The sequence below is a fragment of the Dyella sp. NPDC103356 genome, assembly GCF_055584465.1.
Window position 1 is genome coordinate 100,943 of sequence record NZ_JBVJLZ010000003.1, and the last position, 23,348, is coordinate 124,290.

At 63.1% G+C, this 23,348-nt stretch carries 13 protein-coding genes; 6 read left to right on the top strand and 7 right to left on the bottom strand.

Features of this window, described 5'->3' with window-relative positions:
* Positions 1-8: 8 nt before the first annotated feature.
* Entirely contained in the window at positions 9-881 is an 873-nt protein-coding gene (gene sucD / locus ACZ6WW_RS07410; RefSeq protein ID WP_281850236.1) for a succinate--CoA ligase subunit alpha, read from the bottom strand.
* 13 nt (positions 882-894) lie between these two features.
* Complete coding sequence (sucC, locus tag ACZ6WW_RS07415; RefSeq protein WP_281850237.1) at positions 895-2,055, bottom strand: ADP-forming succinate--CoA ligase subunit beta; 1,161 nt, start codon at positions 2,053-2,055, stop codon at positions 895-897.
* A 375-nt stretch (positions 2,056-2,430) separates the two neighbouring features.
* Here sucC and ACZ6WW_RS07420 point away from each other — a divergent pair, with 375 nt between their 5' ends.
* Positions 2,431-4,068 carry a sensor histidine kinase gene (locus ACZ6WW_RS07420; protein WP_281850238.1) on the top strand — a complete coding sequence of 546 codons (1,638 nt, stop codon included), beginning with the start codon at positions 2,431-2,433 and terminating at the stop codon, positions 4,066-4,068.
* A 116-nt stretch (positions 4,069-4,184) separates the two neighbouring features.
* On the opposite strand, the gene ACZ6WW_RS07425 is transcribed toward ACZ6WW_RS07420, so the two are convergent.
* Positions 4,185-5,144 (bottom strand): LacI family DNA-binding transcriptional regulator, encoded by a 960-nt coding sequence (locus ACZ6WW_RS07425; protein ID WP_281852961.1) that lies wholly within the window; start codon positions 5,142-5,144, stop codon positions 4,185-4,187.
* A 352-nt stretch (positions 5,145-5,496) separates the two neighbouring features.
* Here ACZ6WW_RS07425 and pgmB point away from each other — a divergent pair, with 352 nt between their 5' ends.
* The 5 genes from pgmB to ACZ6WW_RS07450 all read left to right on the top strand — a co-directional run bounded on the left by pgmB (position 5,497) and on the right by ACZ6WW_RS07450 (position 16,502).
* Positions 5,497-8,574 carry a beta-phosphoglucomutase gene (pgmB, locus tag ACZ6WW_RS07430; RefSeq protein ID WP_465273642.1) on the top strand — a complete coding sequence of 1,026 codons (3,078 nt, stop codon included), beginning with the start codon at positions 5,497-5,499 and terminating at the stop codon, positions 8,572-8,574.
* A 72-nt stretch (positions 8,575-8,646) separates the two neighbouring features.
* A complete protein-coding gene (locus ACZ6WW_RS07435; protein ID WP_465273643.1) occupies positions 8,647-11,178 on the top strand; it encodes a TonB-dependent receptor in 2,532 nt (843 codons plus the stop codon).
* A gap of 79 nt (positions 11,179-11,257) precedes the next feature.
* Entirely contained in the window at positions 11,258-12,520 is a 1,263-nt protein-coding gene (locus ACZ6WW_RS07440) for an MFS transporter (protein WP_465273644.1), read from the top strand.
* A 14-nt stretch (positions 12,521-12,534) separates the two neighbouring features.
* On the top strand, positions 12,535-14,784 hold the full coding sequence (locus ACZ6WW_RS07445; RefSeq protein ID WP_465273645.1) for a glycoside hydrolase family 65 protein: 2,250 nt from the start codon (positions 12,535-12,537) through the stop codon (positions 14,782-14,784).
* Positions 14,785-15,098: 314 nt separating this feature from the next.
* Complete coding sequence (locus ACZ6WW_RS07450; protein WP_465273646.1) at positions 15,099-16,502, top strand: sigma-54-dependent transcriptional regulator; 1,404 nt, start codon at positions 15,099-15,101, stop codon at positions 16,500-16,502.
* A gap of 245 nt (positions 16,503-16,747) precedes the next feature.
* Here the strand turns inward: ACZ6WW_RS07450 and ACZ6WW_RS07455 are convergent, their stop codons facing one another.
* From ACZ6WW_RS07455 to ACZ6WW_RS07470, 4 genes are all read right to left on the bottom strand, one after another.
* Entirely contained in the window at positions 16,748-18,292 is a 1,545-nt protein-coding gene (locus ACZ6WW_RS07455; RefSeq protein ID WP_465273647.1) for a response regulator, read from the bottom strand.
* Between the two features lie 130 nt (positions 18,293-18,422).
* Positions 18,423-18,866, bottom strand: a complete 444-nt coding sequence (locus tag ACZ6WW_RS07460; protein ID WP_281850245.1) for a response regulator — start codon at positions 18,864-18,866, stop codon at positions 18,423-18,425.
* Positions 18,863-20,698, bottom strand: a complete 1,836-nt coding sequence (locus ACZ6WW_RS07465; protein WP_465273648.1) for a sensor histidine kinase — start codon at positions 20,696-20,698, stop codon at positions 18,863-18,865. Before ACZ6WW_RS07465 ends, ACZ6WW_RS07460 begins: the two co-directional genes overlap by 4 nt.
* A gap of 217 nt (positions 20,699-20,915) precedes the next feature.
* On the bottom strand, positions 20,916-23,252 hold the full coding sequence (locus ACZ6WW_RS07470) for a GH92 family glycosyl hydrolase (RefSeq protein WP_465273649.1): 2,337 nt from the start codon (positions 23,250-23,252) through the stop codon (positions 20,916-20,918).
* Positions 23,253-23,348: the final 96 nt, after the last annotated feature.

Genomic DNA, 23,348 nt, shown 5'->3' on the forward strand with positions numbered 1-23,348 from the left:
GACGATGCTTACTTCATCAGCTTGGCGAGCGTCTTGCCCAGATCGGCAGGCGACTTCACCGTGGTGACGCCGGCCTTTTCCAGCGCGGCAAACTTCGCCGCAGCGGTGCCCTTGCCACCGGAGATGATCGCACCGGCATGGCCCATGCGCTTGCCGGCCGGGGCCGAGGCACCGGCGATGAACGACACGACCGGCTTCTTGACGTACTCGCCGATGAACTCGGCGGCGTCTTCTTCGGCGCTGCCGCCGATTTCGCCGACCATGATGATGCCTTCGGTCTGCGGATCGTCCTGGAACATCTTCAGGCAGTCGATGAAGCTCAGGCCGTTGATCGGGTCGCCGCCGATACCGATACAGGTCGACTGGCCCAGGCCTTCGTTGGTGGTCTGGAACACGGCTTCATAGGTCAGCGTGCCCGAACGCGACACGATACCGACCTTGCCCGGCAGGTGGATGTGACCCGGCATGATGCCGATCTTGCACTCGCCCGGGGTGATGATGCCGGGGCAGTTCGGCCCGATCAGCACGGTTTCCGGATGCTGCGCCAGCACGTTCTTGACGCGCAGCATGTCCAGCACCGGGATGCCCTCGGTGATCGCGACGATCACGCGGATACCCGCGTCGATCGCTTCGAGGATCGAGTCGGCCGCGAACGGCGGCGGCACGAAGATCACCGACGCATCGGCGCCGGTTTCGTCCACGGCGTCAGCAACCGAGTTGAAGACCGGCAGGCCGATATGCTGGCTGCCGCCCTTGCCCGGGGTTACGCCACCGACAACCTTGGTGCCGTAATCCAGCGCCTGCTGCGCGTGGAAGGTGCCCTGCTGGCCGGTAAAGCCCTGCACGATCACCTTGGTGTCTTTGTTAACGAGAACGCTCATGCTTGGATGCTCCTCACTTCGCGGCGGCCACGGCTTTTTGCGCCGCGTCGTTGAGATCGTCGGCCGGCGTGATCGCCAGGCCGGAGTTGGCCAGGAGTTCGCGACCCTGTTCGACATTGGTGCCCTGCAGGCGCACCACCACCGGAATCTTCAGACCCACTTCCTTGACCGCGGCGATGATGCCTTCGGCGATCATGTCGCAGCGGACGATGCCGCCGAAGATGTTGACCAGGATGGCCTTCACCTTGTCGGACGAGGTGATCAGCTTGAACGCCTCGGTCACGCGCTCCTTGGTGGCGCCGCCACCAACGTCGAGGAAGTTGGCCGGCTCACCGCCCGCCAGCTTGATCACGTCCATCGTGGCCATGGCCAGGCCTGCGCCGTTGACCATGCAGCCGATGGTGCCGTCCATCGTGACGTAGTTGAGGTTGTACTGCACGGCAGCCGCTTCGGCCGCGTCTTCCTGGGTCAGGTCGCGCATGGCGGCCAGGTCGGAATGACGGAACTCGGCGTTGTCGTCGGAATTGACCTTGCCGTCGAGGGCGGCGAGGTTGCCGTCTTCGAGGATCGCCAGCGGGTTCAGCTCGACCAGCGCGAGGTCCTTCTCGTTGAACAGCTTGTACAGGCCCAGCATGATCTTGGTCAGCTGAGTGACCTGCTTCGGATTGAGATCCATCGCGAAGCCGAGCTGACGGCACTGGTAAGGCTGCAGGCCTTCGACGAAGTCCACCACGATGGTGTGGATGTCTTCGGGCGTGTCCTTGGCGACCTGTTCGATGTCCACGCCGCCGTGCTTGGAGGCAATGAACGACACCGACTTGGTGTCGCGATCGACCAGGATCGACAGGTACAGCTCCTTGGCGATGTTGGTGGCATCGGTGACCAGGACCAGGTTCACCGGCAGCGCACGGCCGGCGGACTGGTAGGTTTCCATGTTGGTGCCCAGCATGCCCTTGGCGGCAGCGCGGACATCATCGAAGCTCTTGCAGAACTTGACGCCGCCGGCCTTGCCGCGGCCGCCTGCGTGGATCTGAGCCTTAACCATCCACTGCGTGCCACCAAGGTGCTTGGCGGCGTCGACAGCGGCGTCGGGAGAGTTGGCAACCTTGCCCGGCGGCACGGCAATGCCGTACTGCGCGAACAGTTCTTTAGCCTGGTACTCGTGGAAATTCATTCGATACCTCGAGCGAACGGGGGAAACAGTGAAAACCGCATGCCGATCCACCGGCATGGGTGAGGAAAGCGGACGGCGGTACTACAACGCGCTGCCGGCATGCAGTGCGCTGCCGTCATGCCTTCGCATGACGAAAAACCGCGCAATACGGCCAGGTATTTTCGCGGAAGCGGGGGTCGATGGCAAAGGGTTGTTGCGGTGCAACGGGCGGCAACCCGGCCCTGGCGAACAAAATCCCTACCGATTCCGTGACTTCCCCGCTCAGAGCCACGAGCTAAAAGGTGGCGCAACCCGCAGTTCCCCATCCCCCGTTCCCTGTTCCCCCGCCCCATTCCTATACTGAGCGCATCGCCCACGCCATCGAGTGCCGCCCTGGTGTCATCCACCGCACCGCCTGTCCCGTCCGCACCCCGCCAGGCCACCGAGGCGATCCGCCACGAACTGTCGTTTCTCAACTATTTCCGGCTGGTACAGGCGTTCATCTACGTCGGGCTGGCGTTCAGCCCACCCGGCCTGGGCTGGCCCAAGCTCAACGATGTGGGCTTCGCCCGCGACGTAGCGCTGGTCTTCCTGCTGTTTACGATCGTGGTACTGCTCCTGACCCGTCGGGGCACGCAGCGCAGCCGTCTGGTGGTCTCGGGCACCCTGGTCGTGGATATCGTCGCCGCCGTCCTGGCGGTGACGTCCATGCACGACGCCCGCATCGGCATCGCCATGATGCTGGCGGTGAACCTGAGCGCCGGTGCATTGATCCTGCCGCTGCGCCTGTCGCTGTTCTTCGCCGCGCTGGCCACCCTGGGCATCCTCGGCCATTCGGCGGTGGAACTGCCCAGTGCCGACGCCAATATGGACCGCGAGCTGCTCGAATCGGGGCTGTTCGGCCTGGCCTATTTCGCCAGTACGCTGCTCTGCCATGTCCTGAGTCGGCAGATGCGCGCGACCGAGGCGCTGGCCGAGCAACGCAGCATCGACCTGGCCAACCTGTCGCAAGTGAACGAACTGATCATTCGTCGCATGAAGACCGGCGTGCTGCTGGTCGACGATGCCAACCGCATCCACCAGATCAACGAATCGGCGTGGATGCTGCTGGGCAACCCTTCCGCCGATCAGCGCGACCTGGGCCGCCTCGCGCCCGAATTGTCGCGTCGCCTGTATCACTGGATGACCTCCGGCAAGCTCGACGAGACCTCAACCCAGTTGGCTGATGGGGTGCCCGAGGTGGTGCCGCGCTTTACGCGTCTGGCGCCCAACGACGACTCGCACGTGCTGATCTTCCTCGACGACACGTCGCTGGTGTCGCGTCGCGCCGAAGAGCTCACGCTCAGTTCGCTGGGCCGCCTGTCCGCATCGATCGCGCATGAAATTCGCAATCCGTTGGCGGCGATCCGCTACTCCGCACAGTTGCTTGCCGAGTCGACCGACCTCAATGGCACCGATCAGCGCATGGTGGAGATCATCAACAACCACTGCGTGCGCCTGAACGAGATCATCGAAAACATTCTGCAGCTATCGCGGCGCGAACGCTCCCGCCCGGAAACGCTGGATCTCGGCCGCTGGGCGCTCGGTTTTGTCGAGGAATATCGCCAAGGCAACGACCTGGGCGAAGACTCGCTGCGCGTGATCGCCGGCAATGAGCCGGTCGCCGCGCTGGCCGACCCGCAGCAATTGCAACAGGTAGTGTGGAACCTGGTGCAGAACGCGTTGCGCTATGGCCGCATGCCGGGCCAGCCGGCGCGTGTAATGGTCGTAGCGCGACACGGCGAACATGGCGTGCCGATTCTCGAAGTGATCGATCGCGGTCCGGGTATCGCACCGAAAGTGGCGGCACAGATTTTCGAGCCGTTTTACACGACGCACGAATACGGCACGGGGCTTGGGCTGTATCTGGCCAGGCAGATGAGTGAGGCCAATCAGGCGTCGCTGGAGTACGTACGCGTAGCGGGTGGTGGCAGCTGTTTTCGGCTGGTGCTGACGCCGTCGTATAAGGGGAAGAATGTGGAAGCCGAGGCGTAAGAGCGCCCCTCACCCCAACCCTCTCCCCCGGCAAAGTGCATGGACCGGAGACATAGGTAACAGGTGTTCGGGGACATGGGTTACACCTCGCAAAGGGCCGGGGTGAAGGGGCGCTCTCACGTAGCGCGCACCACCAACTCCACGGGCAAAACTTCTGACTGCACCGTCTCGCCCTGGATCAACCCCAACACCTTGCGCGCCAGCAGCGTGCCGCCTTCCTGCCAATCCTGACGCACCGAACTCAACGGCGGCATGAAGCTCGCCGCGAGCGGCATGTCGTCGTAGCCGACGACCGCGACGTCATGGGGCACCTTGCGCCCCAATGCCTCCAGCGCACGAATCGCCCCCATCGCCAACAAGTCGCTGCAGGCAAACACCGCATCGAACGAAACGTCGCGCGCAGCGAGCGATTCGATCGCGTCGATACCCGAGGCGACGGTGAACTCATCGCGACGGATCAGCAGCGGCTTGATGCCATGCAATCCCAATTCATCGACAAAGCCAGTCAGGCGCTCGAAGATTTCCAGATGCCCGGGGTTGCCGATAAATACCGGATTGCGGCGACCCTGGCCGACAAAATGCCTGGCCACGACAGCGCCGCCCTCGCGGTTATCGCTGCCGACTACGGTGTGTTCATCGTGCTCGGCCTGCGCACCCCACACCACCATCGGCAGGCCCAGCTTGTCGAAGCGGCGCACCGCATCCTGCCGCACACCTTGCCCAAGCAGGATCATGCCGTCGGCGGCCTGCACCGCCGCCGCGGTAGCGCCCTGGCGCGTGGTCAGCAAGACGCTGTAACCGGCGGCGGTGAGCTCTTGCGAGATGCCGCCCAGCAGCACCAACGGATACGGATCGAACATGGTGCGGTCGTGGCTCGGCTTCATCTCCACGATGACCGCCACCGTGTAGCTGCGGCGGAGACGGAGGTTGCGCGCGCTGACATTGAGTTTGTAGCCGTGCTCCCTGGCCAGCGCCTGGAGGCGATCGCGCGTTTCGCGGTTGACCAGCGGACTGTCGCTGAGTGCGCGCGATACGGTGATCTTGGAAACCCCCGCCAACCGAGCCAGATCGGCCATGGTCAGGTTGGCAGGTAGCGTGTCCCGCGCTGGTGTTTTCCCGTGTTTGCCGCTCAAGACCAGACCCCATGAATCCTGTGCTGATGGTGCCCTACAAATACCGGCGGTGGAACCTTCACCCTTGTATGCGCTTTGGCGGCTAAGTGAGTGAATTCCTTCACGAGCAGCCTCATCCAAAGCTAACCCCCCGTAAAACATAAGAAAATGCTGCGCCACAGCAAATGATATCGATATCTTGATATCGATATCATTTGCTGTAATGCTCCCGCCGCGCCGGGGAAGCGATCCGCAATAAGTCGCCCCATCCGCCGGATCGCGACCAGACACAGCACGACCAAAAAGGGGATTTCCGTTGGAACACCATGACTCGGTGCCGGCCAAAGCCACGGCGCAGGTACCGTCCAGCACCACGCCAACCGATCCCTGGGTGCTGACCCGTCGCTTCAACGACCCGGGCAGCTTTGCCCAGGACGAGAGCCTGTTTGCGCTTTCCAATGGCTCCCTGGGCGTGCGCGGCGGCCTGGAGGAAGGTGACAGCCCGACCCAGGGCAGTTTCCTGGCCGGCGTGTGGGAACGCACCCCGATCGAGTACCACGAACGCTTCCCGGGCTTCGCCGCGCACACCGACACCCGCGTTCCGGCCGCCGACGCGACCCGTATCCACCTGCGTCTGGGTGATACCCCGGTGCGGCTTGAAGACGGCGAATGGCTGGATTTCTCCCGCTCGCTGGACCTGCGCTCGGGAACCTATCGCCGCCACCTGCGCTGGCGCTCGCCGGAGGGCTTCACACTCGACATCGTCGCCGAAAGGATCGTCTGTCTGGACGAGCCCGGCCTGCTGGCGATCCGCTATCGGGTGAGTTCGGTCGACTATGACGGCCCGATCACGCTCGAGTCGGCCATCAGCACCGCGCGCGACGCGGTCGAACAGGGACACGATCCACGTATCGGTACCCGTCTCGACGGCGGCCTGAGCAATACCGATACCTTCGCCGAAGAAACCCTGGCCTGGGTCGGGCAACAAACCACGCACAGCGACATCCGCACGATCTGCGCACAGGGCCATACCCTGCTGGACGACAGTCTGGCGTTCCGTCATGCGGCCTTGGTGCCCCACGGCGTCATGCAGATATACGACGGCACGCTGCATCCGGGGAGCAGTGTCGCTATCGAAAAATACGCCGCGTACGCCTGGACGCGTCCGGCCGATTGCGAGCCGCACGCCGAACTGTTTGCACGCGCCGAGGCAGCACTGCAGCGTGGCATGCAAACAGGCTTCGCCACCCTGCTCGCACGACAGACCACGCAGCTGGAGCGTTTATGGCAGGACGCCGACATCGCCATCGATGGCGATCCGCAAAGCGAGCAGGCGTTGCGCTTCAACCTGTTCCATGTGTTCCAGTCCAGCTCGCGCGACGGCAGCGGCAGCACCGCGGCCAAGGGCCTGACCGGCGAAGGCTATGAGGGCCATTATTTCTGGGACGCGGAAATCTTCATGCTGCCGGTGCTGGCGACGCTCTCGCCTGCGCTTGCACGCAGCATGCTGAGCTACCGGTATCGCACGCTGGAACGTTCGCGCCTGCATGCGCGCGAACTCAACCATCCGCACGGTGCGCTGTATGCCTGGCGCACGATCAGCGGTGACGAATGTTCGGCGTATTTTCCTGGCGGCTCGGCGCAGTACCACATCAATGCAGCGGTCGCATGGGCGATTCGCCTGTATGTCGACGCCAGCGGTGATCTCGATTTCCTGCGCGATTGCGGCGCGGAGATGCTGTTCGAAACCGCGCGTATCTGGCTGGATATCGGCCACTTCAACCCGCGCCGCGGCGGGGCGTTCTGCATCCATGAAGTGACCGGGCCGGACGAATACTCCGCGCTGGTGCACAACAACCATTACACCAATCGCATGGCGCAGAAGCATCTGAACGATGCCGCCGCCACCGCCGTGTGGATGGCCGGTGTCGCGCCGGTGCAGTATGCACAGCTGTGCAAACGGATCGGCTTGGGCGAAGACGAAATCGCACAGTGGCGCCGCGCCGCCGACGTGATGTATCTGCCGGTGGACGAGCAACTGGGCATCTTTCCGCAGGACGACAACTTCCTCGAATTGCCGCGCCTGCATGTGCGCGCCGAAGAGGTAAAGAAGCCGCTATTGCTGCGCCTGCATCCGATGACCATTTACCGCCATCAGGTATGCAAGCAGGCCGATACCGTGCTCGCCTTGATGCTCGCCGGCGAGAACGTCGACCGCGACGCCAAACGCCGCAACCTCGAATACTACGAGGGCGTCACCATCCACGACTCCACCTTGTCCGCATCGACGTTCGGCGTGGTAGCGGCGGAAGTGGGCCAGACCGGCAAGGCGTATCGCTACTTCATCGATACGCTGCGCGTGGATCTGGACGACTCCCACGGCAACGCCGCGCACGGCATCCACATGGCGGCGATGGCCGGTAGCTGGCTTACTTTCAGCTGGGGCTTTGGCGGCTTGCGCGTCATCGATGGCAAGCCTGCGCTCAGCCCGCGACTGCCCGTGGCATGGAACGGGTACCGGTTCGGCGTACGTTGGGGCAACGCGCAGTTGCGCGTGAACGTCAGCGGCGAAGGCGTCCATTACACGCTCGGTCGCGGCGATCTGTTGACCTTCTATCACGACGGTATCGAATACACCTTGCGTGCCGGCGAAACCCTGTCGCTGCCCCGTGCAGACAGCAGCGCATCGCACGATGACCTCAAGGCGGTGATCTTCGACCTCGATGGCGTGATTGCCGATACCGCCGTCGTGCATCTGGCGGCATGGAAACGACTGGCCGATGAACTGGGCGTGCCGTTCGACAACCGCACGGCCGAGCGCCTCAAGGGCGTGGACCGTCTGGGTTCGCTGGAGATCCTGCTCGAAGGCAGCGACAAGACGTATAGCCACGCGGAAAAAGTGGCGCTGGGCGATCGCAAGAACGCTTATTACGTCGAACAGATCCAGCACTTCGGTCCGCAGGACCTGCTGCCCGGCGCTCGCGCCGCGGTCGAATCGGTGCGTGCCGCGGGACTGAAGACCGCACTCGCGTCCGCCAGCCGCAATGCGCCCACGCTGCTCGAAAAGATGGGTATCGCCGAATTGTTCGATTACGTGGTCGATGCGGCCAAAGTCACGCACTCCAAGCCGGACCCGGAAATCTTTCTCGCTGCCGCTGCCGCCTTGCATGTGACGCCGGAGCATTGCCTGGGTGTGGAGGACGCGGCCGCAGGCATCGAAAGCATCCTCGCCGCCGGCATGCGTGCCGTCGGCGTGGGCGACCCCAAGGTGCTTGGCCGCGCAGAAGACGTTCTGCCGGGCATCGACGCCTTCGACATCCGACGTTACCTCGAATCGGCTTCAACCAGACGGACCACCTCGGCGCAAGCCATGGCTGACAGCTCAGGAACATGACCGTACTGAGCAGCAGTACCGCTCCTTAAGAAACACAACAACAGTATTTTTTCTTTGATGGGGAGGAACATCATGAATATGCAACGCATGACCCGCCGGCTGCTCGTCACCAGCATCGCCGGGCTGTTGGCCACTTCGCTGTACGCACAAGACGCCGCCCCTGCGGCACCGCCCTCGCCGCAACAGGCGCAGGGCGCAACGCCGCCACCACCCCCGCCGCAGAACAAGAACACTACCAACCTGGATCAGGTCGTGGTGACCGGCACGGCGGCGGCAGGCGGTCTGAAGAAGATCGACACGTCGTACTCGATCACCTCGGCGACGCTCGACCAGATCCGTGAATTCAACCCAAAGAGCTCGGCCGATCTGCTGAAGATGGCGCCTGGCGTGTTTCCCGAATCCTCCGGCGGCCAGACCGGTGCGAACATCGAAGTGGCCGGCTTCCCGGGCGGTGGTGACGCGCCCTTCGTGAGTTTTCAGCTCAACGGTTCGCCGCTGTATCCGATGTCGACGCTGTCGTTCATGGAGAACTCGTCGATGTTCCGTCTCGACGACACCATCGACCACGCCGAATTCGTGCTCGGCGGCCCGGCCGTGCTGTACGGCAACGGCCAGCCTGGCCTGACCGCCAACTTCATCCTGCGCGAAGGTACCGACACACCCAGTGGCGATGTCGGCGTGACGTACGGCTCCGAAGGCATGGTGCGTCTGGACGGCTTCTACGGCTTCAAGGTCGCCGACGGCTGGTATGGCAGCGTCGGCGGGTTCTGGCGCAAGTCCGACGGTGTGCGCGACCCGCAGTTCTCTGCCGACAAGGGCGGCTCGCTCACCGCCACGTTGACTCACAACTTCGGCGACAGCGGCTCGCTGATGTTCTACGCGCGCGACCTGAAGGACCACAATCAGTTCGTCACCGACACGCCCATCCTCAACCCCGGCCGCGGTCAGTTCGACGGCTACCCGGGCTTCGATCCGCTGACCGGCACCTTTGGCAGCAAGGCCAATCAGTACAGCTGGATCCAGACCACACCCTGCAACACGCCCGGTTGCCAACCGGGTGGCCAGGGCTTGAATCTGGGCAAGGGACGCGGTGCCGACATCCTTTCGCTGGGTGGCAATCTCGATTTTGATTTTGGCAACGGTTGGAGCATCTCCGACAAGTTCAACTTCACCGGCGGTCAGATGAACACGATCGCCTTCTTCAGCACCGGCGCCAATCCGCAGACGCTGAGCAGCTATATCGCCGACGCATTGGTCTCCAACAACCTGCCGGCCAACACCACCGCCACCGCCGTCTACACCAATAACGGCCAGGCGGCGGACATGAACCAGAACGTCACCACGCAAGGCCTTTGGTCGGTGCGCAAGCGCATCCAGGGCGTGTCGAACGAGTTCCACCTGAGCAAGGAAATCTTCGAAGGCAATACGCTGACGATCGGCAACTATTCGGCCGTCTACAGCGATCACGACACCTGGTTCCTCGGCAACAACATGCTGCTGCAGGCCAAGAACAACCCGAGCCCGATCGCCGTCAACCTGGGCAATGGCGACGTGCTGTCCAATCCCGGCGGTTTCGTGAGCGGTCCGTCCACGGCGATCCGCGAGGCGTGGAACGGCTTCAACACAGCATTCTTCGTCACCGATTCGTGGAAGGTCGACCAGTGGTTGTTCGACGCCGGCATCCGCGCCGAGCGCCAGCAAGCCAGCGGCCGCATTCAGAACACCGCGACCGGCGACCTGGATGCCAATCCGACTACGCTTTACAACAACAACTCGCAGTACGTGGTCGCCGGCAATTCGTACATCAACTACAAGAAGACCGCGCCTTCCTGGACGGTCGGCGTCAACTACGAAATCCAGAGCAATATGAGCGTGTACGCGCGCATCAACGACGGCGTGCACTTCCCCGGCTTCGACGATCTGCGCGGCCTGCCCAGCCAGCCGGTCAACAAGATCCACAACATGGAAATCGGCTTCAAGTACCAGGCCGACTGGATCTATCTGGACGTCAACGCCTACCGCAAGCTGTTCTACAACGTGCCGTACACGATCACCCAGGGCAACGGCCAGCAGTTCTCGTTCGACTACGGCTCGGCGACCAAGGGTATCAACTTCACCACGGTGCTCAAGCCGTTCGAAGGCTTCTCGGTGCAGTTCAGCGGCGACTACATGGATGGCCACTACACGCATAGCGCCGCGTGTACGCCGTATACCGCCCAGGACGGCAGCTCGCAATGCGCCAGCCTCGATGGCATGCAACTGCAGCGCCAGCCGACGTTCCAGGGCCGCCTGACCCCCGGCTACGAATTCCCGACGGCGTGGGGCAGCATGAAGTTCTGGGTGACCTACGAGTATGTGGGTAATCGCACCGGCGATCTGATCGAGCAGCAACCGCTCGGCCAGTATCACGACTGGAGCTTCGGCGCGACCGCAAATATCGGCCAGGCGTGGCAGGTCAACCTGCAGGGCACGAACATCACCAACGAGATCGGCATTACCGAAGGCAACTCGCGCCTGTTCGGCTTCGCCAGCAGCGGCGGCGTGATCCTTGCCCGCTCGATCGAGGGCCGCGAAGTCAATCTGCAGGTGAAGTACAAGTTCTAAGCGCACTCCCCTCCGCGTTCCCCGGGTGTCGCCATGACGGCACCCGGGGTTCTTTTTCTCACCGCAGATCGAGGTGTGCATGAGCCGGTTCCGCATGGTCGTCGCGCTGGCGACGATCTACATGGTGTTCGCGATTCTTCTCAACAGTGTCGGCACGGTCATTCTGCAGTCGATCCACACCTTCGGCATCGACAAGCCGCAGGCCAGCCTGCTTGAGTTGTTCAAGGATCTGCCGATTGCCGTGACGTCGTTTCTGGTTGCCTCATTCCTGCCCAGACTCGGTTACCGGCGCGCGATGATGCTTGCGCTTTGCATCGTCGGCGGCGCCTGCATGCTGATGCCGCTTTACCCGAGCTTTCACACCACCGAATTGCTGTTCACCTGCATCGGTGTGTCATTCGCATTGGCCAAGGTATCGGTGTATTCATCGATCGGCCTGCTCACGCGCGACAAGGCCGAGCACGGCCGGCTGACCAATACCATCGAAGGCCTGTTCATGCTTGGCGTGCTGGCCAGCGGCTGGATATTCAGCGCCTTCATCGATCACGCCAATCCTGCCAACCCATCCTGGTTCAACGTGTACTGGCTGCTAGCCGTCCTTTGCCTGGGCACGGTCGCCTTGCTCTACGGCGCGCAACTCGATGAGTCGGCCGCGCATGGCGAGGCACGGCTGTCGATCGGACAGGCGATGCGCGACATGTACCGGCTGATGATGCGCTCGCTGGTCTATGTGTTCTTGCTTTCGGCGTTTCTCTACGTGCTGATCGAGCAGAGCTTCAGTACCTGGCTGCCAACGTTCAACAACGAGATTCTCAAGCTGCCCAACGCCATGAGCATCCAGATGGCGAGCATCCTGGCCGGCACCACTGCGCTGGGGCGCATTCTTGCCGGACAGCTATTGCGCCGGATGCACTGGCATACGCTGCTCAATCTGTGCGTGATCGGCATGGGCGTGCTGATCCTGTCCGTGCTGCCGTTGGCGAGCCATAGTCCATCCTTCGCGCCGTCGGGCTGGCTCGACGCACCACTGGCGGCCTATCTCATTCCCTTGATCGGCCTGCTGATGGCACCGATCTATCCGGTCATCAATTCCGTCGCGCTCAGCTCGCTACCGAAACCGACGCATGCGGCGATGACCGGTCTCATCGTGATCTTTTCCGCGCTTGGCGGCACACTCGGTTCGCGTATCACCGCGCTGGTGTTCGCCAGCTTCGGCGGCATCCATGCATTCTATTTCTCGCTGGTGCCGATGACGCTGATCCTGGTGACCCTGTTTTTGTTCAAGCGCGAGACCGATCGCGCCGGAACGCCTTCCCTGCCCGCGCCCGAGGGCGCCGCATGAGATCGACGACCCGCATGAACTCTTTTATCCGACATTTGCCGCGCGCACTTGTATTGAGCCTGCTCCTGGTAGCCACCCGCGTTGGCGCGGCGACCGACCCCAGCTTCGTGCTCACCGGCACCTCGGATCAATTCGACGGTTATTTCCCGAGCTATCTGGCCAACGGCTATTTCTCCACCATGACCTCGGTGCGCGGCACTGGGCCAACCATGGGCTACATGGTCGCGACGATGGACTATGCCAAGGACGATATCGCACGCCCGGCGGCGCTGCCCGGCTGGAACGAGATCGACTACAACCCGGGCGGCGGCTGGCTCAACAGCACGCGCGTGGCCAAGGAGATTTTCACCCACTATGCGCAGACGCTGGACATGTATGGCGCGACGTTGAACACGACGTACCGCTTCGTCTACGCCAACAAGTCCACCGACGTCGAGGTCGCCACGTTCGTCAGCCAGGACGCCAATCATCTGGCGGCCACCCGTCTCACCATCACGCCACAGTTCGACGGCAGCGTTGAGCTCACGTTTCCGATCCGTCTGTGGTCCGAGCATCAGCCACGTTTCCCGATCGCCAAGATGACCGGTGACGAGATGATCGCCGCAGTCATCGCCAGCGGACAGAATCTGGACAACAAGCCGGTGCCCACACCCGATCGCGCCGCGGTGTGGTATCCGGGCGTGGTGCGTATCCAGTCCACCGGCGGCGATACGAAGACGCTAACGCTATGGCTGGACGGTCGCGCGGAGCAAGGCGTGGCGGTCGCGCAGGCCGTCGCCGTCGAATTGCCGAAGGGACTCGACGTCGAGGACGTGCAACTGGAGCGGACGCCGTACAAGCTTTCGCTCAATCTGAAAGCAAAAGTCCGCAAGGGTCAGAGCTACCGCTTCACCAAATACATCGCCGCGTCGCGCGAGGGTTGGGGTGGCGACGCGAAGGCTGATCGGGCCCTGGCCGAGCAGGCACGTACGACCGGCTTCGATACGCTGCTGGCCCGGCATCAGGCCGCCTGGCACACGCTTTGGGAATCGGACATCCGCGTCGACGGCGATGCCAATGTACAGAAGGCGGTGCATTCGGATCTCTACTACCTGCTATCGAACACCACCACGGGCACGAGCTGGCCGATGGGTGCCTGCGCATTGACTCCTGGCTATGCCGGGCATGCGTTCTGGGACAGCGATTCGTGGGTCTTTCCCGCCTTGCTCCTGCTGCACCCGGAGCGAGCCAAGCCGATCGTGATGTTCCGTCATCGCACGCTCGGCCCCGCGCAGGCGCGCGCGGCGCAATTCGGCGCGAAGGGCGCCATGTATCCCTGGGAAGCCGATCCGGAAACCGGCAAGGACTTCACCCCGCATTTTGCCTATGAGGTCTACCGGGAGATCCATGTCAACGCCGACATCGCGATCGCGCAGTGGCAGTACTACAACGCCACCGGCGACGATGCCTGGCTCAAGCAGTATGGCTGGCCGGTGATCGAACAGATCGCGACATTCTGGGCCAGTCGCGTCAGCTACGACAAGGCGCACGATCGCTACGAAATCCATCACGTCACATCGCCGGACGAAGCCTATAACGACGTACCGAACGATTCGTTCACCAACGCCGCCGCGCAGAAGGCGTTACGCATCGCGGTCAAGGCGGCGGCGAAAGTCGGCGCAAAGGCCGATCCGCAGTGGAGTGTGATCGCGGACAAGATGATCATCCCGTTTGATGAGACAGCACAGCGCCATCTCGATTTCGACGCCTCGGTGCCGCACGACAAGATCACCTGGATGGGATCGTCGCTGGCGTGGCTGATGTATCCCAACCTCGATCTGCCGATGTCGCCGCAGGTACGCCGCAACGACTTCGACTTCCAGCTACACGAGCTGAAGGAGCATGGCGACGATCCGAACGAGATGATGATGGTGATGCTGGCGGTCGGCTCGGCGGAACTGGGCGATGCGCAGGGTGCCGGCGACTGGATCCGACGAAACCTCTCCGGCTTCCTGAAACCACCGTTCAACGTACGCACCGAGACGGTGGCGAACAACGCCGGCTATATCCTTGCCACATCGGCCGGCTTCGTGCAGAGCTTCGTCTACGGATTGAGCGGTCTGCGCATCGACGAGAACGGACTGGCCCAGGCCTATCCACCGGCGCTGCCGCAAGCCTGGACGTCGCTCGAACTCAAGGGTGTCCAGTTCCGGGGCAAGCGTTATGACATCACCATCGACCATGGCGCGGACGGCAAGGCCCGACTGACACGCAAAGAGCTCTGACCGAAGCGGCAGGGCCTGCCTTATCGCGCTCCCGGGAGCCTTGAAGTGAACCCGGCTCCCCTGCCGCTGGTTGCACATATCCATGCGGGCGGATGAGAACCGGCTCAAACCGCCCTTCGTCGCCTATGGCCAACCCCTGATCGGCCTCCTGATGACGCGGTGATCAATGCGGTCATTCCACCTCGAATCGAGCCTGGGGGCGCCTCAGCGACCACTACTACGACACCGGTCACCAAGACCGTAAGATAATCAGGGTTTGACGTGTCCGATGCGGGCGTTATCCTCCCTAGATATTCAGGAAACTTGCCAGCGCCATGAGCCAACAGACCGTACTGGTCATCGACGACGAACGCGATATTCGCGAGCTGCTTACCATCACCCTGGGTCGTATGGACCTGAAGGTGGAAGCGGTGGGGACCGTGGGCGAAGCTCGGCGCGCATTGAGCGAGCGCAGCTACGACCTGTGCTTTACCGACATGCGCCTGCCTGACGGCAACGGCCAGGAGGTGATCGAGCTGATCGCCGCCGGCCACCCCGACACCCCGGTGGCCATGATCACGGCCTACGGCAACGTCGATGCCGCGGTGAATGCACTCAAGGCGGGGGCGTTCGACTTCGTCTCCAAGCCGGTCGATATCCAGATGCTGCGTCAGCTGGTCCGTACGGCGCTCCGGCTGGCCGATGAAAAGCGCAGCGGCGCGGCAGCCAAGGGAGCCGGTTCGAGCGATCGCCTGATCGGCGACTCGCCGGCCATGCAACTGGTGCGCTCGACGATCGGCAAGCTGGCACGCAACCAGGCACCGGTTTACATCGCTGGCGAATCGGGCGTGGGCAAGGAACTGGTGGCCCGGCTGATTCATGAGCAGGGGCCGCGCGCCACTGGGCCGTTCGTGCCGGTCAATTGTGGCGCGATTCCCTCCGAGCTGATGGAAAGCGAATTCTTCGGACATCGCAAAGGCAGCTTCACCGGCGCGGTGAACGACAAGGAAGGCCTGTTCCAGGCCGCCCACGGCGGCACGCTGTTTCTGGACGAGGTGGCCGAGCTGCCGCTGCACATGCAGGTCAAGCTGCTGCGCGCGATTCAGGAAAAGGCCGTGCGCCCGATCGGCGGGCGCGACGAAGTCCCGGTCGATGTGCGCATTCTCTCGGCCACGCACAAGAACCTGGCCGGACTGGTCGAACAGGGCCAGTTTCGCCAGGATCTGTTCTACCGCATCAATGTGATCGAGCTGCGCGTACCGCCCCTGCGCGAGCGCCGCGGCGATGTGCCCTTGCTGTCCAATTTCATCCTGCGCCAGCTTGCCGCCAAAAGCGGCTCGGCACCCGGTAGCTTGATGCCTGCCGCACTGGTCTCGCTGGAAAGTTACGACTTCCCCGGCAACGTGCGCGAACTCGAAAACATCCTCGAGCGCGCGATGGCCATGTCCGACGGCGAAACCATTGATGTCAGCGACCTGATGCTGCCTCAGCGTAGCAGCCGTAGCGACATGCCACCCTTGCCGCAAGCCGGCCAGGCCGCGGTGGCAGCTCCAACGGCGGCAGCGCCGACACAACATCCCGGCGACGGCGGCCTGGACGACTACATCAGCAATCTCGAGCGCACCGCGATCATCAAGGCGCTGGAAGAATCCCGCTACAACAAGACGGCCGCGGCCAAGAAGCTAGGGATTACGTTCCGGGCATTGCGGTACAAGTTGAAGAAGCTAGGGATCGATTGAGGGAACGGTCGCGACTGAAGAGGACCTCGAATAACCTCAGTCTTCATCGTCGCCCCGGCGAAGGCCGGGGTCCAGTGACTTCAGTACGTTGAAACGCAAGGCACTGGGTTACTCGCTTCGCTCGCCCCTTCGGGGCCGCCTTCCGGGCGTTCTGCGCGCAAGCGCTTGTCCGGCCTTCGCCGGGACGACGGATAGGAAAGGGTTCTTAGAGGCTCCCTTCCGTCGCGATCAGCCGTGACGCAACGTCACCGCCCCCGACTCCCGGTCTGAATCGCTTCCCTCAACACCTTCAACAACCGCCGTGTCGAAATCGGCTTGTCGACCAGGTACAGGTGTTCCAGCGAGGGCAGCTCCGCCATGTCCAGTGGCCGATCCGGCCGGGCGAGCAAAACGACGCCGCGGTTGTATCCATGCTCCATCAGCGCGGCAAGCGTGCGTACGCCGGTGAAGAGATTCATATCGGCATCCATCACGACCAGATCCGGCACGCCGTGCGCCTCGATCCACTGCAACGCCGCTGTACCGCTCTGGGTGGCATGAGCCTGATAGCCCCAGGCATCGAGGGTGTCGCTCAGCAGCGATAGCTGCGCCGCCTCCTCCACCACCACAAGTACGCGCTCGGCCTCGCCCTGCAAACCATGCTCGTCGTCCATCTCGGCAGCATCGATGATCAGTTCGGCCAGCGGGATATAGAGACTGAAGAAGGTGCCCTTGCCTACCGAGCTCTGTACCCGCATCACGCCGCCATGGCTGGCAATGATGCGCTTGCACGACAACAGGCCCAAGCCCGTGCCGGCCTCCTTGGTGGTGAAAAACGGCTCGAACAGACGCGCCAGTACGTCCTGGTCCATGCCTACGCCGGTGTCGGTGACGGTGATCCGCAAGTACGGCCCGTTGCGCCGTTCTTCGATATCGAGAAAGAACTCCGGCGGCAACTCGACCTGTGCCGTTTCCACGCGCAGCTGGCCGCCGTGGGGCATCGCCTGGATCGCGTTGAGACACAGATTGAGCAGGCATTGCTGCAGCTCGGTGTGGTTGCCTTCGAAAGCGAGCTGCTCGTCCTCGGAGGCAATCTCCAGCGAAATCGACCTGGGCACGCTTCCCTGCAGCAGCAGGCGCAGCGCGTCCAGCAAGGCGCCGATCCGCACCTGTTCGGCCCGACGTGCGCCGCGTGCGAACGACAGCATCGACTGCACCATGTCCAGGCCGCGCTTGCCGCAATCGCGCACCAGCTTGCCCAGCCGCGCCAGACGCGGGTCGTCCTGATAATCCTGCAGGCTGTCGCCTGCCAGCAACAGCGGCTGCAACAGGTTACGCAAGTCGTGACTGAGCCCGCCGGCCAGCATGGCCAGGCTTTCGAAACGTTGGGCGCGTATCAGCTCGGCCTCCGCGCGACGGCGCGCGCGTTGGGCATCGGCTTCGCGCAAGGCCCGGCGCACGGCGCTGACCAGCCGCGCCGGATTCTGCTTGAGGATGTAATCGGTTGCGCCGTTGCGCAATGCTTCGATCGCGGCTTCCTCACCCAGCGTCGCGGAGATGAAGATGAAAGGCAGGTCCTGGTCGCGTTCGCGCAGAAGTTCCAGCGCCCGCTGACCGGAAAAGCCCGGCATGCTCAGGTCCGACAGCACGATATCGGGCCGAAACTCCTCGAGCGCCTCGAGAAAGCTCGGCTCGTCGTCGACCAGCCGTGACTCGTAGCTCATCGCGTCGGCATCGAGCTCGGACAAGACCAGCTCGGCGTCGAGCTTGCTGTCTTCGATCTGCAGGATGCGAATACCGCTTTCGGACATGGAAGAGGCTCAAGTAAATAACATAAGAACGACTACGTATTGCCCCCTTGGGGCACCAGCAGATGACGAGCACTTCGCACGGAGCGGGCACGGAGCAGTCAGATCATCGATCCCCATGGCTATCCTACGCTCAATCCTTATCCGGACGCTGATTGAGCACCGCCCAGAATTGGCCCAGCGTGCGGACCGCATCGAAGAACTGATCCACGTCGACCGGCTTGATGACATAGGCGTTGACACCCAGGTCCCAGCTGCGGGCCAGGTCGCTTTCTTCACGTGACGAAGAAAGTATGACCACCGGAACCTGCCTGAGCCTTTCGTCGCTGCGCATCTGGGTCAGCACATCCAAACCGTTCATACGCGGCATCTTGATGTCGAGTAACACCACTGCCGGCTCCACGATGCCCTGGCCGGCAAACGCACCGCGCGAATAGAGGTAGTCCAGGCAGTCGACGCCATCCTCCAGGTGCACGATGGGATTGATCAGGTTGGCGTCCTTGAGGGCGTCCATGGCCAGCTCTGCATCGGCAAGGCTGTCTTCGACCAGCAAGATGGGGCGGATATAACGTGTCATTGGCGTGCCTGCGTGAAAGACTCTGCCAGTTCGGAAGCCGGCAGGGTGAAGTGAAACCGCGCTCCTTCCCCGGGCTGGCCATCGGCCCAGACCCGGCCGCCGTGGCGGGCGACGATGCGCCGCACATTGGCCAGGCCGATGCCGTTCCCCGGAAACTCCGACGCGCGATGCAGTCGCTGGAACACGCCGAACAGCTTGCCCGCGTACTGCATGTCGAAACCGGCGCCGTTGTCGGCCACCACAAATTCGTAGTCGCCGTTACGGGCCCGCTCCACGGTGATCTCGATACGAGCGACCTCGCAATGGCCGGTGTATTTGACCGCGTTGCCGAGCAGGTTCTGCCATACCGTGCGCAACATGTTCTCGTCGCCGATCACGATCGGCAGCGACGCGACATGCCACACGATGTGACGCCCGGCGACATCCACGTCGCTCTCGGCCAGCGCACGCGCCTCGTCCACCTGCGACTGCATGTCCACCGGCTGCAGGCGCAGGGCGCCGCGGCCCAGTCGCGAGAACACCAGCAGATCGTCGATCAACAGGCCCATGCGCTGGGCCGCATCGCTGATCACGTGCAGGTAATGCTTGGTCTGCTCATCCGACTGCTCGCCCAGATGACGACCGAGCTTGCCGGCGAAGCCGGCGATATGCCGTAGCGGCGCACGCAGGTCGTGCGACACCGAGTAGCTGAACGCTTCGAGCTCCCGATTGACGTCGGATACCTGCTGCACCTTGCCTTCGAGTTGGCGGTTGAGCTCCTTGACCTCGCGCTCGGCCAGCGCGCGCGTGGTCATGTCGCTCACGGTCAGCAACAGGACCAGGTCGTCACTGCCTTCCTGTTCGAGCCGGCGCGCGTTGATCACGACGTGGCGATCGATACCACCGGCGGTGCGCTGGGTCAGTTCGTAATCCCAAAGTTCGCGATCGAGCGAAAGCACGTCGCGCAGGCGCTGCAGCAGGGACACATCGTTCCAGGCACCGTCGCCGATGTCGGCCAGCTTGAGCGAGTTCTGCGTCGCCGACAGACCATAAAGCTCGCGAAATGCCGCATTGACCAGCAAGGTACTCAAGCTCGCATCGAGCAGGGCAATCGGTTCGCGCACCGCCTGCACGATCATCTGCGAACGCATGACGGCCTGACCCTCGCGTCGCTCCGCATGCAGGCGCCGGGAAATCTGCCGCTCGGAGACGATCACCACGATGCCGAGCAAAAAGACCTGCGCCAGGGCCGTGATGGCCAGCACGACGCTGCTGTCGAACGATTGCTTCTCGGCATTGGCAAGGCGGCTGCCGAGAATGGCGTCCTCGTTGCGGACGATGTTTTCGATCAGGTCGTCCAGCTTGAACAATTCGCCCGCGTCGCGCATGGCGCCACTGGCACCATCGGTATCGCCGCGCACGTAGCGCAGCCGCGCCTGCTGCATCAGCGCCATTCGGCCATTGACCACCGTCGAAAGCGAGCCGATGAGGGTCTGCTGATCCGGGTTATCGCGCGTCATGTCGCGCAAGCGGGACAGCAGCCCGGGCGTCTCGTCCTCGGCCTGCAAGGCGCGCTTGCGCACGATCGCGTCGTTGTCGCCTTGCAGGATGCGATACACCGCCGCCTCGCTGTTGCGCGTGGCATAAGCGATGCGGAACGTGATCGACTTTACTTCCTGCGAATGGGCCACCAGCTCGGCCGCATCGATCGCCTCACGCGATGAGTTGCGCGTCACCAGATAGGGCAAGGCCACGATGACCATCACGGCAAACAGCAGGCCGCCAAGCCGCCAGCGCAGGCTGATCGCCGTCTTTACCCGGTGGGGGAACTTGCGCAGATAGGAACGGGGCATGTCGCCCATGGTTGCAGAAAGTGGGGGGCTGGGCCACCTGTTCTGAGGACGTGGAGCCTCCACCTCACCCCAACCCTCTCCCCGGCATAGCCAGGGGAGAGGGGCTGACTGAGGTGAGCTCAGCGTTTCGCACTTGCGCTACTTGCTCCCTCTCCCCTGGCTTCGCCGGGGGAGAAGGTTGGGGTGAGGGGGCGGGTGCTCGCGGCAACGTTTCTCGTTACTGCGCGTAAGGACTCATGCCCGCCGGCCGGCTAGCCACATCCTTGCCCCAATCACGATTCGGCTCGGCCTGCATCGTGAAATGCAGCTCGCCACCCGCCGTAATTTCACCGTGCCGCAGATACACGCGATCGAGCGGCTTGCCGTTCAAGGTGACCTTGCCGACATAAGGATGCGCGTCGTCCAGCGGCGACGCGGTCACTACGAACTGCTTGCCATTGGGCAGGTGCACCGTGGCCTTGGAAACAAAGGGACGGCCAATTGCATATTGATCGCTCGCCGGCGTGACCGGATAAAAGCCAAGTGCGGTGTACACGTACCAGGCCGACATCTGGCCAAGGTCGTCGTTGCCGGCCAGGCCATCGGGGCGCGGGGCGTACTGGCTGTCCATGATCTGTTTCAGACGACCCTGCGTCTTCCACGGCGCGCCGGCATAGTCATAGAGATAGGCCAGGTGATGGCTCGGCTCATTGCCGTGCGCGTACCAGCCGATCAGGCCGGTGATGTCTTCGACATTCTTGAAGTGCGACGGGTCGACCTTGGCATCGAACACGCTGTCGAGCTTGGCGGCAAATTTGGCATCGCCGCCCATCGCTCCGATCAGGCCCGCGACGTCCTGCGGCACGTACCACGAGTACTGCCAGGCGTTGCCTTCGGTGTAATCGCTACCGTAACCGGCGACATCGGGATCGAACGGTTCGCGGAACTGGCCATCGGTCTTGCGTGCACGCATGAAGCCGGTCTTGGCGTCGTATGCATTGCGCCAGTTGGTGGCGCGCTTTTCGAACGTCGAGGCGACATCCGTCTTGCCCATCGCCTTGGCCATCTGCGCGATCGACCAGTCGTCATAGGCGTACTCGAGCGTCTTCGATGCCGCCTCGGGTTCCTTGTCGATCGGCACATAACCGATCTTCATATAATCGCCGAGGTCGCCATACGGCTTGTAAGTAGCACTGGCAACCATCGCATCGAGCGCACGCTTGGCGTCGAAACCACGTACGCCCTTGATGTACGCATCGGCGATGACCGGCACGGCGTGGTAGCCGATCATGCACCACGTCTCCAGGCCCTGATAGGCCCACACGGGCAAGATGCCGAATGGACTGGTCTCGCGCGCCGCGATCAGCGATTGAACGAATTCGGTGCTCATCTTCGGCTGCAGCAGCACCATCAATGGCTGCTGCGCACGGTAGACGTCCCACAGCGACCAGGTCGAATAGAACTCGAAACCATTGGCCTTGTGCACGGCATTGTCCGGGCCGCGGAACTCGCCGTTGACGTCGGTGCTCAGCGTCGGCGACAACATGGCGTGATAGAGCGAGGTGTAGAAGCTGGTGCGCATCGCCTCGGGGGCGTCGACGTCGATCGTCGCCAGCGCCTTGTTCCAGCTCTCGCGCGCGTCGTTACGGCGCTTGTCGAAGTCCCAGCCATCGCCATCGGTCAACAGATTGGCCACTGCATTGTCTTCGCTGACCGACGAGATCGCGACCTTCACTTCCAGCGGCTTGCCCAGGTTACCGAAGTCGAACACGCCCACCAGCGCGCGGCCGCTCTGCGCATCATGATCTTCCGGCTGATGGCCCGGCCCCTTGAAACCCTTGTAGGGTGCATCGGTCTCGCGGTTGTAGAGCGTGCGCGAGACCATCGGTGCGGAGAACTTCATCGCGAAGCACAGTTCGCGGCCAGGCGCCCAGCCATTGGTTTGGCGGCAACCGGTGACGGTGCCGTCCGGATGCACGCGCAGCGACGACCACAGCACCTTGCCCTGGTAGTCGTAGACGCTCGGGCGCAGATCGAGCAGCACGTGCGCCGGCTTGCCTGCCGGATAGGTATAACGATGCCAGCCCACGCGGCGGCCGGCGGTCAATTCCGCACGCACGCCGTAGTCGGCCAGCGTCACGGCGTAATAGCCGGCCTGCGCCACTTCGCTGTCATGCGAGAAACGCGAGCGATAACCGCTGCCGGGCTTGGCCGGGTCGCCGGCATCGAGCCGTACGTCGCCGGCAATCGGCATCACCAGCACATCGCCCAGGTCCGAATGGCCCGAACCGGAGAAATGCGTATGCGAGAAACCCATGATGGTCGGGTCGCCGTATTGATAGCCGGCGGCCCACTTGTAGGCATGCTTGAAATCCGGCATGGCCGTGTCCGGCGACAGCTGGATCATGCCGAACGGCACCGTCGCGCCGGGGAAGGTATGCCCGTCCCCGCCCGTACCGATCCGCGGATCGACCTCGGCCGCGTGCCCGGACGGTTGGGCGCCATGGGCGGGAAAAGCCAGCGCCACAGCCAATAAACCGGGCAAGAGGCGGAGCGAAGCACGAGCAGCGATCATGGGTTCCCCTACGTCAAGGCAAATTTGGATCGGTCTAAACCCAAAGCTAACATGTGTCGACCACGTCGCGCATGTTGCGCTGCGCGATGTACTGTA